This window comes from Flavobacterium succinicans LMG 10402 (assembly GCF_000611675.1).
Taxonomy (GTDB): domain Bacteria; phylum Bacteroidota; class Bacteroidia; order Flavobacteriales; family Flavobacteriaceae; genus Flavobacterium; species Flavobacterium succinicans.
Genome location: NZ_JATV01000008.1, coordinates 202,534 through 215,491, shown reverse-complemented (window position 1 = coordinate 215,491; position 12,958 = coordinate 202,534). Strand labels below are relative to the sequence as shown.

Annotated in this window: 14 protein-coding genes; all 14 read right to left on the bottom strand. The window is 34.8% G+C overall.

The genetic code is table 11. The features are described 5' to 3' along the window. Nucleotides 1–4 precede the first annotated feature (4 nt). Nucleotides 5–895, bottom strand: a complete 891-nt coding sequence (locus AO58_RS0110030; protein WP_024981581.1) for a glycosyltransferase — start codon at nt 893–895, stop codon at nt 5–7. Then, nucleotides 896–1,735, bottom strand: coding sequence for a glycosyltransferase (locus AO58_RS17140; RefSeq protein WP_024981580.1), 840 nt, complete (start codon nt 1,733–1,735; stop codon nt 896–898). After that, nucleotides 1,732–2,571, bottom strand: coding sequence for a glycosyltransferase family 2 protein (locus tag AO58_RS0110020; protein WP_024981579.1), 840 nt, complete (start codon nt 2,569–2,571; stop codon nt 1,732–1,734). The genes AO58_RS17140 and AO58_RS0110020 overlap by 4 nt, the downstream gene beginning before the upstream one ends. 125 nt (nt 2,572–2,696) lie before the next feature. Next, nucleotides 2,697–2,879 carry a hypothetical protein gene (locus AO58_RS17610; RefSeq protein ID WP_051536667.1) on the bottom strand — a complete coding sequence of 61 codons (183 nt, stop codon included), beginning with the start codon at nt 2,877–2,879 and terminating at the stop codon, nt 2,697–2,699. A 2-nt stretch (nt 2,880–2,881) separates the two neighbouring features. Continuing rightward, complete coding sequence (locus tag AO58_RS0110010; RefSeq protein ID WP_024981578.1) at nt 2,882–3,154, bottom strand: type II toxin-antitoxin system prevent-host-death family antitoxin; 273 nt, start codon at nt 3,152–3,154, stop codon at nt 2,882–2,884. Between the two features lie 114 nt (nt 3,155–3,268). Next, nucleotides 3,269–4,066, bottom strand: a complete 798-nt coding sequence (locus tag AO58_RS0110005; RefSeq protein ID WP_024981577.1) for a glycosyltransferase — start codon at nt 4,064–4,066, stop codon at nt 3,269–3,271. Then, nucleotides 4,066–4,797 carry an FkbM family methyltransferase gene (locus tag AO58_RS0110000; protein WP_024981576.1) on the bottom strand — a complete coding sequence of 244 codons (732 nt, stop codon included), beginning with the start codon at nt 4,795–4,797 and terminating at the stop codon, nt 4,066–4,068. The genes AO58_RS0110005 and AO58_RS0110000 overlap by 1 nt, the downstream gene beginning before the upstream one ends. Then, nucleotides 4,794–6,164, bottom strand: a complete 1,371-nt coding sequence (locus AO58_RS17605; protein WP_024981575.1) for an ABC transporter ATP-binding protein — start codon at nt 6,162–6,164, stop codon at nt 4,794–4,796. The genes AO58_RS0110000 and AO58_RS17605 overlap by 4 nt, the downstream gene beginning before the upstream one ends. Nucleotides 6,165–6,288: 124 nt before the next feature. After that, the gene (locus tag AO58_RS0109990; protein WP_024981574.1) at nt 6,289–6,684 is read right to left on the bottom strand and encodes a hypothetical protein; all 396 of its coding nucleotides are present in this window, start codon (nt 6,682–6,684) and stop codon (nt 6,289–6,291) included. 36 nt (nt 6,685–6,720) lie between these two features. Further along, entirely contained in the window at nt 6,721–7,062 is a 342-nt protein-coding gene (locus AO58_RS0109985) for a nucleotidyltransferase family protein (protein ID WP_162150401.1), read from the bottom strand. Between the two features lie 487 nt (nt 7,063–7,549). Continuing rightward, the gene (locus AO58_RS0109975; protein WP_024981572.1) at nt 7,550–7,924 is read right to left on the bottom strand and encodes a four helix bundle protein; all 375 of its coding nucleotides are present in this window, start codon (nt 7,922–7,924) and stop codon (nt 7,550–7,552) included. A gap of 176 nt (nt 7,925–8,100) precedes the next feature. Continuing rightward, entirely contained in the window at nt 8,101–8,970 is an 870-nt protein-coding gene (locus AO58_RS0109970) for an ABC transporter permease (protein WP_024981571.1), read from the bottom strand. A gap of 904 nt (nt 8,971–9,874) precedes the next feature. Beyond that, the gene (locus tag AO58_RS0109955) at nt 9,875–11,725 is read right to left on the bottom strand and encodes a polysaccharide biosynthesis protein (protein WP_024981570.1); all 1,851 of its coding nucleotides are present in this window, start codon (nt 11,723–11,725) and stop codon (nt 9,875–9,877) included. A 357-nt stretch (nt 11,726–12,082) separates the two neighbouring features. Next, on the bottom strand, nt 12,083–12,952 hold the full coding sequence (gene rfbA / locus AO58_RS0109950; protein ID WP_024981569.1) for a glucose-1-phosphate thymidylyltransferase RfbA: 870 nt from the start codon (nt 12,950–12,952) through the stop codon (nt 12,083–12,085). Nucleotides 12,953–12,958: the final 6 nt, after the last annotated feature.

Sequence of the window (12,958 nt, the reverse complement as noted above, 5' to 3'; positions counted from 1 at the left end):
ATGTTTAAATATTAATGTAAATCCTTCTAAAAAACTTTGTCAAATCCAATAGAGTGGTATACTTCAAATGATATCTAACAATTTCAAAAAACAAAACTTTTTGCTTTTGCTCAAAAAATTTGCTCTCTATTTTAGCTAATAATTTTATGCGTTGTTTTTTATCAAAATAAGATAAATAGTCTGCTGCAATGGACTCGTAAAAAAAATAAGATGCTTCCTTTTTTAATGCGAGATTGTCCTCTTTTCCTGAAATATTTAAACTACTCATCCGGATATAAAGTACCGTATTGCTTATTGAAAAAATCGGTTGTCCATCTGCAAATTCCAACCAAGCCATATCATCACTATGCCATGCTAAAGGATAGTCTTTGAATCCATATTTTGAATAAGTAACTCTTGAAAAAAAGTATTCACTCAAAGAACTCCTTGTGTCCCCATTAATTCTTCTCCAAAAAGCATCCGTAGCGTTTTCTAGTTTAGGATGTTCATATACTTCTGAAATTGATTTACCCTCCCCATTTATGATTTGCGTGGCAAATCTAATCACATTACAGCCATTTTGCTTAATTTCTTCCAATTTTTCATAAAACGCTTCCACTACATTACTTCCCAAAACATCATCATCGCCCAAAACCATCAACCATTCTTCATTACCCGATAATGCAATGCAACGCTCCCATTGTTGGGTCAAAGATACACCTCCTAAATTGGTTGCAAAGCGATGGTACACAAAATCGAACTTTCCTTTGTAACCTTCTAACAACATTGAAGGATCTTCTACACTAGCATCATCACCAATGTACACCTTAAAATCCTGACAGGTTTGTGCAGCCAAAGACTGCAAGGTAGCCTCGAAAAAAGTGAGTTTGTAGTATGGAATTATTATGGCTAGCATTTAGGACATTATGTTTTTTAAAAAATGAAAATGAAATCTACTTATAGGTTTTAATACAATCAATCGCATCCAAAAAACAATAGCTTTATTAAACATTCTATTCTCCCACAATCCTTGCAAAAAGCGAGCACCATTTTTAAACTCTAATGATTTTAAATCGTTCGATATAGTAACTTTCCTAGGCAAAAGTGAACGGTAATGGTTATGAATTTTTAGAGTAGATGCATACCAAGCGGCGTCTAATTTGCCTATTGAAAAATGTTCAATATAAATTAAATTGGTTACCATAATTTTGTAACCCTTTTGCAAATATTCAAAAGACAAATTCAAATCATAGTTATGAAAACCGGTAAGGCTTTCCAAAAATCTAATGCTATTGTCTTTTCTTGCCATCATAAAAACGCCATCTATAGCTACGACCTCCTCTAATGGCGCTGTCTGATGACCAATGGTCCAATCTCTGACTTCTCCATTCTTAAAATGCTGTTTTAAATGCATCCTGATATATTGAGAATCACAATCCCACCAAGCTGATGGCATTTTTGTCTTTACTTTTGCTCCTGCAATACCTAGTAAACCAATAGAAGTATCACTCTCAAAAATTGAAACGATTCTTTGCCCCCAGCTTTGAGTATGAAATAAAACATCATCATGCACAAAACATAAATACTTACCCTTACTCTTTTGGATTCCTAAATTATACGCCTCAAAAATAGAATAACGGTTTTCAGAATTATCAATAACAATCCACTCGAAATTACACCCAATGGTACTTTCGATATTTTGAACAAGAAGTTCAGACAATGCAGTGGTTCGGGAACAAATGATGAGGGAAATCATGAAAAATATTGCTTTAATTTTTTACTTACATTAAGTTTAAATATCCTAAACCCAAAAAAATTTTGAGTGAATAAATTAATTGTAAATTTTTCACTCCTAAGATTATAAACATGTGAATAATTTATAGCCATTAATGTATCATAACTAGTGACCAAAAAATCAATGTGCTTGGTTAAAATATATTCCTTTAGCCTTTTTTTATCTATTGCTAGTATTTTCTTTGCCATTGAAACCTCTTTTACTCTATAGTAAAAACCAACTTCCTCCAAACATTTTACTTCACCCCCATGTTTTAAAACAGTAATCCAAAATTCCCAATCTTCCCACCCATAAACCATATTAACATCATAACCTCCTACTCTTTCCCATTCCTTTTTTCTATAAAAAGCAGTACAAAAAATCATATTTTGCCTAGCTAATTCCAAAAGGGAAAAATCAGGTAAATTCCAGCTACCCGATTCATCTCCGAATTTTTCTGCTTTGCAATACACCAATTTTAAATCAGTATCTTCTTGAAAAGCTTTCATCGCTAATAACGTATAGTCTTTACCAATTCGATCATCTGAATCTAATGGAAGAATAAATTCTCCTTCAGCAATAGCAATACCAGCATTCCTAGCGCTACTCAATCCTCCATTTTCTTTATACAAATAAATAAATCTAGCATCTTTTTTTACCCATTCTTGGGCTACCTCCTTTGTATTATCTGGACTACCATCGTTAACAATAATACATTCCCAGTTGTCATAGGTTTGCTCTAATACGGATTGCAATGCCTCTGACAAATATGGGGCTTGGTTGTAACAGGGTACAATTATGGAAACTAATGGCGACATAATAAAAGTGCTGACTATAATGTGAATTTTTCAGGATCTTGATAGGAGTTCCAAAAACGTAATAATTCGATCGAGTTATCTGAAGCAACTTTGTAAAAAAGACTCACGTGTTTGGCAACGGGAACTTAATAAACAAATTTATAATTTGTAGTTTTAAACGCAAGATTGCCATTTGCCAACAAATCAAGTAACGCCTCCACTTTATCCATAAAATGATAAACTTCTTTCAAAGTCCATTTTTCTTCTAAGTACGATATATTTTGCCAATAATCATTTCTCGCACGATTGGTCCACAGGATTGCTATCATATTTATCTAGTGAACAAGTGAGGAAAACGCTTCTTCGTTTCTTCCTGAACAGACGCGTTTGAATGTAAATTACCGTTGGCTACATCCTCTAACGCCTCATCGATGGCTTTTTTTTGAGCTGGACTCAACAAACTTTCATCTTTGTCTCTTTTCTTCAGAGGCGTTATCACAAAAGATTCGTTTTTGGAACGATAAATAATTAACTCTTCTTCTTTAGCAATATCCAAATATTTCTTGATATTGTTTCTAAACTCTGTAACACTAACTGCTTCCATGATTTGTTTTTATTTACAAATGTACAGAAAAATGTACATATATCTTTTTGGATTTTGAATTAATCCAACCCAAACATACTATTTGTTACAGGGAATTATGATGGAGACTTTGGGTTATTCATTTTTTTTTAATTTTATAGATTCCTTTATACAAGAACCTATCTTCCTTATATATTTCCAACTTATTTTCTTCTCTGAAACTATATTTTCAAATACAATTTCAAACCCTTTTTTATATTCTCCCTTTCTTAAATACGTATACTCAGAATACTGTATCCAAGAAGAGTTCCATAGATGAACTGCCAAAGTATCACTTTTAATGTATTCTTTATATTTTTTCACATTTTCAGATTCAGAAAAAGGTAAAGGATAAAAATATTCGGGAGGAAAAATTGTTAGATTATCAAACTTCGCAAATTCATCAAAATTATCATAGTATTTAAATTCTTTTCGGAAAATATCTGTAATTATTTTAGGTATAGTATGCATGCCTAAATTCAATTCCTTTGAAAATTGAAAATTATCATAATGATTTAAACTTATTTTTACAAACCAATTAGCCCTTTCTGCTCCAATTATTCCACAACTTATAAATTCTGAATCTTCTGCACCAAAAAAACAAGTATTGATTAACAAACTATCAAACGGTTTTAAAACCATCATATCAGTATCTAGATAAATACCTCCAAAATCATACAGTGCTTTTAATCGAATATAATCAGATACGAATGCCCACTTTTTTAAATCATATGCTTCTTTTACAAATGGATGTGATAAATCTGAATTTCCCTCATTCCATTCAATTATTTCATAATCTGGCAAATGTCGTTTCCAAGATCTAATACAATCCTTAATAAGTCTTGGTTTACTTTTTCCTCCAAACCAACAAAAATGAATAACTTTTGGAATCATCAATACAGTTTTATCTTACTTAAATTTACTCCAACAGTGTCTCCAAACTCCTTAAATAAGTAGTATCCATTTTTCTCCAATAAAACTTTTAGTTTGTATTGATCTTCTTTACTAAGATTAACAGATTCATACTTAATCATTTTTGGTCTTATCGCACCAAAATCAATCATTTTTATAACTTCAAAATCAAAACCTTCAGTATCAACTTGAAAATAATCCAAAAAAGATGCATCAAAATTTGTTTCCAAAATATCCATAAGAGTACTTGCCTCAACCCTTTCTTGAACAATATCACTACTATCAATTCCAGTTTTTAAATGATGATCAACATCAATTGAAGCAACTCCTTTAACCCAATCAGGGTATTTATCTATTGCATTGGGTGCGATTTTATTAATAACAATTTCATTTTCATAAGGATGAACCGCTTTATTTATCTTGATAATTTCAGGAAACTCCTTGTAGTTATATTGTAATTCTTCGAAGTAATCAAAAACTGGTTCAATTACTACACCCCTAGATTTTCTTTTTACAACAAAAGAATACAAAAAATCAAAGCTAATTCCATCATTTGCTCCAACCTGAATAAAATTAAAACTTTCGTTTTCTGGAAAATTTCTTTCCATAATAAACTGACTTGAAAATGTTTTTTTCTTCAAAACAAGTCCTCTTCCAAACTTGTTTGAAATCTTAATGATCAAAATCAGCAAATAATTTTTAAGAAATATCATATTGTTTTTATACTAATTTTTTTATGAACTATTCGATTCCAAGCTGTATCTAATTTTCTACCTGAACCATAAATATCCTCACCAATAATTTTTACTTTTATAGCATTTTCAATACATTCATAATCAGGGCCTTGATCCCCAAAATATAGATTAATCCAATAATCACCTACTGCGTATAATGGAAAATCTTCGATGCAAATTTCCGCAATCCCCATTCCTTTCTTGACAATAACACTATTACCTAGATGTTTGTTGTTTAATCCTAAATAAGAAATCTGCTCTGAATCTTTTATAACGATTCCTATTTCACCTTCAAAAAAATCTCTTGAAGATTTAAAAAAAAGTTTCAATTTAAAGATAGAACCTGTATAAATGGTATCAGTTAGATGGTCGTTACAATACATCTCCGCCTTTAGTATACCATATTCATTCTTTTTGTCCCTGTGCATTTCAAAGTTATAAATCCCTAAAAAATCATTTTCAGAATCCTCATAATTTGACATATAATATCTTGAAACACTCTCCTCAATCCCCCCTTCAAACACCACTCTCCCCTGTTCCATCACTATGCCCCTAGTGCACAAACTCTTGACCGCCGCCATATTATGACTCACAAACAAAACCGTTCTACCTTCGCCTTTGGAGATGTCTTGCATTTTGCCAATGGCTTTCTTTTGGAATTCGGCATCACCTACGGCTAATACCTCATCGATTACCAGTATTTCAGGTTCTAAGAATGCGGCTACGGCAAAGGCCAAACGCACGGTCATTCCGCTGCTGTAGCGTTTAACTGGAGTATCTACATAACGCTCACAACCCGAGAAAGCTATGATTTCGTCCAATTTGGCGGTGATTTCTTTTTTGGTCATACCCAGAATAGCTCCGTTCAAATAGACATTCTCCCGTCCGGTGAGTTCGCCATTAAATCCGGTACCCACTTCGAGCAAGGAGGCAATTCTCCCTTTCGACTTTATGCTCCCTGTGGTAGGTGCGGTGACTTTGGATAAAATCTTCAGCAAAGTGGACTTACCAGCTCCATTCTTTCCAATAATGCCCAATACTTCGCCTCGTTGTACCTCAAAATTAATATCTTGTAAAGCCCAAACATAGTCGGATGTGCCTTTGGTGCTGCGGTCATTAGTTTCGCCTATCTTCAAATACGGATCTTCTTTTCCTCTTATCCTGTGCCACCAACGGTTCAAGTCGTGACTGAGCGTACCCGTCCCAACAGTACCTAAACGGTATTGTTTGGAGATGTTTTCGGCTTTTAGGATAGGCCCAAGCCCCTCGGCCCCAAAAAGGGGAGTCGTCTGACTGGATATTGGGGTGGGTGTAGCCGCGTTTTTTGTGGTATTTTGTTCTTGCATTATTGGGGTGTAGGTGTTGGGCTGTGAAGCATGAATCGTTTGTCAGCTAATTCTTTTATTTGAATTTGGAATTTCTTTTCTATATTCTATATTCTATGCTCTAATTTCTGCCTTCTTACAAAATCTAGTAAAGCAAACCTTCTTTTTTCAAATAATCAGTAAAATCGGAGACCGTTTTTTGAAAAAAGGGAGTCAATTGTATGGCCTCTTCATACAATTCTTGAAAGGCCACAGCCGAATATTCATGAACCGCTTGATTTCTAAAACTTTTTAACTCCATTAAGGCATCCGCGCTGTCTATCACCCCTATCTTTTCTAATAAGTTCAGTCTGTCAATAAAAAACAAATGATCCTCTCCTTTTAGCTTAAAATATCCTTTTATTATTTGTTGGAAAAAAACATCTGAATTCCTAGTTAACTTTATAATCAAAGCATCGTATGCTTCAGTTTCTTCAAACTCATAATATTCTTTGACACCAATGGCCTTACAATGCGCAAAAGACTTAGCTAACCCTTCCATTGCAATACTAAAAGATTGGAAAGATTCTCTAATAACTCATTCATAATTTAATACTTTTGCGTAGCTTAAGATATGATTTTTGAATAGGCTTTCATCCTGCTTGGTCATACTTACTACATCCATTTTTTGTGGACCAAATTTTGAAAAAAACAACTGTTTCATTTTAAATAAATCCTTGTGTGGTATTTTATTATCCGACAAAATCAATAGATCAATATCCCCACCTTTTTTTAAATCATCTACTCTAGATCCAAACAGAAATACTTGACTAGAAGGGATTCTTTCCCTCCAATATTCATAGATGAATTTTTTTTGTTCCGCCGCTATTCTCATAATTTTAAAAATTTCAACTCTAGCTTCCTCTGCAAAAGAAAACACAAATGGAGGTATCAGTACATACTGCCTCAGCATTTGATTTCTTTTCTTCTAAATTTTCTACTCGATTTTACAGCTGTAGTAATTTCCTTGGCTGTTTTTTCTGAAGCAAATGCCCTAAAAGAATTAAAAAAAGCATTTTCAGTTGCTTTTTTATCTTTTTTAAGCGATTGACTTAACCTAGTCTATCAATTCATTTTACTCAAAAAAGGTAATCCCTCCAATAATCCAGAATAGGCCTCCACTATATTGCTATCCGAATAACTCATCTTGCCGTCATTTATACAAAGTTACAATTAAATTTTAAAACCATTTAAATTCTAAATCGCACCATTCTTCCCAATAATCCTTAACACTTCGCCTCGTTGCACTTCAAAATTGATGTCTTTCATTTTTTTTGTTGTCGGTTGTGGGTTGTGAGTGTTGGGTTTATAGGTGACTCATAACTCATCTAACGGACAACTCACAACCCATAACTCATAAACTATCACTACTTCCAATTCTTTTCTACATAACTCATAAAATTAAAAATCTTACCTCCCAAACTTTCGTATTTCTGAATAAAGGGTTCAAATTCCACTTTCAAATTAGGATACAACACGGTTATTTTATAAATATGGCCAATAGTTTCTATACAACTTGCATGTGAAAAAACTAAAAAACGAATAAAATCAGCTTTGTACCTTCTCCTACCGTAACCCTCAACGATATTAGAAACCACACTATCTGAAGAACGTCTAAGTTGACTCCCTAACTCATACAATTCATATTTAGGAAGTTGTAAAGTTTTTGGATGCACTTTTAAAAATAAATCCAAACTTATGGTGTAAATATCTAAATCTTTATAACTCTTATAATCACTCATAACAATCTAAACTGTTATAAAACCAACCCAAAACTGATAACTGAAACCCTAAATATATTAATACATATCCGACAACTCATAACTCAAAAACTCATAACCCACACCCAATAACTCACAACTCATAACCCACAACTCAAACCCCATAACTCACAACTCAAACCCCATAACTCACAACGCTACACCGTATCAATAAAACTTTTCTCTGTTCGATTAAAAACCAACAACCCCATGAAGAAAATCACTACAGTAAATACAACAGTATAGCACAGTCCCGAAGGAGCAATCGACCCGACTTGCAGCAACATATAACGCGCTGTTTCGATGCAATACGCCAGTGGATTGTAATGCACTAGCCAACCGTATTTTGGCAATTTATCTTCGATAAGAGATAACGGATACATGACAGCAGAGAGATACATCAACAACTGTACGCCAAAACCTATCAGATGGGTAAAATCGCGGTATTTAGTGACCAAAGAAGAGATAAGCATTCCTAACCCTAACCCCAAAATCCCCATAATAGCAATAAGCAAAGGAAGAAAAACAACCGACCAATGTAGAGCTACGGCAGCACCTTGAAAATAAAAGAAAGCGTAAAAAGCAAAGAAAATCCCAAACTGAATCCCCAATTTGATCAAATTAGAAATCACAATTGAAAGCGGGGTAATAATTCTTGGAAAATACACTTTCCCAAAAATACTAGCATTTGCCCGAAACGTATCCGAAGTCCCCGTTAGACAGGCCGTAAAATAATTCCAAACGGTAATCCCCGCCATATTGAATAAAAAAGGTGGCACGGTACCCGTCTCGATTCCTGCAACCGAATTAAAAATAATGGTAAACGTAATAGAAGTAAACAACGGCTGAATCAAGTACCACAAAGGCCCCAACACCGTTTGTTTGTAAACCGTAACAATATCGCGCTTCACAAAAAGCAACAACAAATCACGGTAGATCCAAACCTCTTTGAGGTGCAACGAAAAAAAATTGTTTTTGGGTGTTATTTCAAACAACCAATCTTCATTGGATGGAGGTGTGGTATTCATACGTAGTACTAAGCTAGAGCCAAAAAAGAATGGCACTCTAAATTGTTGGGACAAAGATAACATTAATCTTGCATACCGAGCAACTACTTCCCCTCCAATAAAAACAGACAACTCTTAACAGAAAACAACTATATTTTTAGTTTTTAACCACCCCAACATCAAAATAATTCGTGCCTTCGTGGCCATACCCCCTCCAACAACTATTTGCGCCCTTGCGTCTTCGCGGTGAAACTCAAACCATATTTTCAAAAAGAATTCGTGCATTAGTGGCCATCTTCTCCAACAACTCCTTGCGCCCTAGCGTCCTCGCGGTGAAACCCACACTATCTATCCAAAAAAAATTCGTGCATTCGCGGCCATTCTCCCTGAAAATCTTTTCAAAATTAATACCTACAACTTATAAAATAGTCCATTTTGTCAGTTCGAGCGCAGTCGAGAACACTCGTTACATCTCGACTGCGCTCGATATGACAAAAATACAATTAGACTATACTGAAATAGTGTTTCCTATAATTCACGACTCGAGCGATAGAACAGACGAAGTAATTTGCGGTCATCCGTACTAAACAACAAAACCCTTTCAGAGTCAAAAACTCAGAAAGGGCTAAAAATCGGATCAATCAGCATCTCACAAAGCAAACCCGAAAATAGAAAATTCTATAAATTTTCGAATTTGCGGTAATCAACTACAATCTTTTCAAAAAGAATTCGTGCATTCGTGGCCATACCCCCAACAACTATTTGCGACATCGCGTCTTCGCGGTGAAACTCCCCACAATCTTTTCAAAAAGAATTCGTGCATTCGTGGCTATACCTCCCAAAAAAAACAAAACCCTTTCAGAGTCTAAAACTCAGAAAGGGTTCAAAAAAAAAATGTTACATTAGTGGCTATTCTAAACTAACACTATCTATCCAAAAACTGATAAGATGAATTCATACTCTTAAACTCAGGCACAATTGACTTCATCTTACTCACTATATCATCATTGCTAAAAAAAGGCGACATACCAATGAGCTCTTCAATGGCAACATGAAGGCTTTCAAATTCCTCTTGAATCTCCTCTGCAATCATGATCTTTTCATGATACGTTGGGATGGTCTTTGAAGTATCGTTCAATAATTCTTCGTATAATTTTTCTCCAGGACGCAATCCTACAATCTTAATCGCAATATCCTTATCCGGAATAAAACCAGCCAATTGTATCATTTTACGAGCCAAATCAATAATCTTAACCGGCTTGCCCATATCAAAAATATAAATCTCCCCACCTTTACCCATAGAACCGGCTTCTAATACTAACTGACAAGCCTCGGGTATGGTCATGAAATAGCGAATAATATCCTGATGGGTAATCGTTACTGGCCCACCTTCAGCGATTTGCTTTGAAAATAAAGGCACTACAGAACCGTTGGAGCCTAATACATTTCCGAAACGAGTAGTAATAAACTTAGTGCCTTTCCCATTATGGTTTTGCAGACTTCTCAACTGCAATGACTGAACATATTTCTCTGCAATTCGTTTGCTTGCCCCCATCACATTACTTGGATTCACTGCCTTATCGGTAGAAACCATTACGAATTTTTTGGTATGAAATTCGCAGGCCAAATCGGCCAAGTTTTTGGTACCTTCAATATTGGTTTGAATCGCCTGTGCAGGATTCTCTTCCATCAAGGGCACATGTTTATAGGCTGCTGCATGATAAACTACTTGAGGTCCATAGGTAATAAAGATCTTTTTCATTGTCTCTTTATTCCGCACATCGGCAATCTTGCAGTGCAAATGGGTATCAGTGGTTATCGCTTGTAATTCTAATGACAATTGATGCAAAGGTGTTTCGGCTTGGTCTACCAAAATAATAGCCTTTGGTTTAAAGGTAATCACTTGACGAACAATTTCACTACCAATAGATCCTGCGGCCCCGGTGATCATGATGACTTTATCTTTCAAATCCTTTGAAATGGTTTTGGTATCCAATATAATCGGATTACGCTCTAACAAATCTTCAATTTGAATATTTTTTACCTTATCGGAAATCTCTTTTTGATTTTCCCAGTTGGAAATCAAAGGTACTGTAAACACCTTATAATTAAACTCCAAACACTTATCTACAATAAAAAACTGCTGCTCTTTGGTCAAACTTTTATCTGCAATGATGATAGCATCGGCACCCACCGAGCGCATCAAAGTGGGCAATTTCTTTTTTTGAATTAAAATAGGTAAATCCAACATTCGTTTGTTGGAATTCTGATTGTTCTTATCCACAAAACCAACGATCTTAAATCGAGTAGGCGTTTCAAACTTTAAGGCATTGGCAACAGATATTGCATTGGCATCGGTTCCATATATGATGGTACGGATTAATTTATTAGTGCCTTTATCTGAAAAATACAATTCAAAAGTTTGCTTCACCACCACGCGGTACAAAAACAATCCGCAAAATGACAATACAATATTGATAAATAAAGCGGTATTCAATATGGCTTTTTCCCCAGTAACAATTTCATAAATAAAATTAGAGATCAAAAAAAAGATCAATACAGCCATTTGTGAAAAAAGTAATTTCACCGCATCTATATAGGAAGAATGACGAATAATACCCGAATAGGTACGAAACAACCAGAAGAAAAACACGTTCACTCCCATTAACAGATTGATGTAAACTAAATAATGAGGTGTTAAAACATAGTCTAAACCAGTTCCTTTAAAAATCAAAACCGTAAAGAAAAATGTAACATTCAAGACCATAGTATCCATCAACACTATAATCCAACGAGGCAAGTACCTCAAATTATGAAGATTAAATTTCAAATTAGCTCTAGAAAAAAATTGGTTGAATAACGAACTCAAGTTGTAGGGTATATGGGATTAACAGCAAGTAAAAATACTAATTATTCGGAAAGCAACGACTTAAAAAATGTTAATAAATACGGGGATTCCAACAATTTCATGATTAACAAGTGAAAAGTGAATGGTAAAAAGTGATAGTGTCCAATAGTTAACCAAAACAATTAACCAATAACTGATATCAGCTAACCAATTAAATTTTTAACAATATAAACAGTTAAACTCTTTAAACAATTAACCTATTGCCAACAATAAACAATAAACCAACTAAACCTTATACCTCAACAATCCCAACAAATAATCACCATAACCTGATTTACGTAATGGCTCCGCAATGGCTTGCAGTTCTTGATCCGTGATAAAACCTTGTCGCCACGCAATTTCTTCGATACAACCGACTTTTAAACCTTGACGTTCTTCTAACACTTGTACAAACTGACCTGCTTGCATCAAACTATTAAAAGTACCCGTATCCAACCAAGCGGTTCCACGGCTGAGAATGCCAACTTTCAATTTTCCTTGCGCTAAGTACACCTTATTTACATCAGTGATTTCATATTCTCCTCTGGCACTAGGCTGAATGTTTTTAGCAATTTCCACTACCGAATTATCATAAAAATACAAGCCAGGCACGGCATAATTCGATTTGGGCTCCAAAGGCTTTTCTTCTATTGAAAGTGCTTTTTGATTTTTATCGAATTCGACTACACCATAGCGCTCAGGATCGGAAACATGATACGCAAAAACAACTCCTCCATCAGGGTTCATATTCGATTGCAACAGTTCCTGCATGTGCGCCCCAAAGAAAATATTATCCCCTAAAACCAAGGCTACCGAATCCGAACCAATAAATTCTTCTCCAATCACAAAAGCTTGTGCTAAGCCATTAGGAATCGCTTGCTCCGCATAACTGAATTGACAACCAATTTGACTTCCATCTCCTAATAGCTTCTTGAAGTTAGGCAAATCATGCGGTGTAGAAATAATCAATATTTCATGAATTCCCGCCATCATTAAAGTGGACAACGGATAATAAATCATCGGTTTGTCATAAACCGGCATCATTTGTTTACTCATCGCAAGCGTTAACGGATGCAAGCGCGTACCGGATCCTCCGGCTAATATTATTCCTTTCATTTTTGT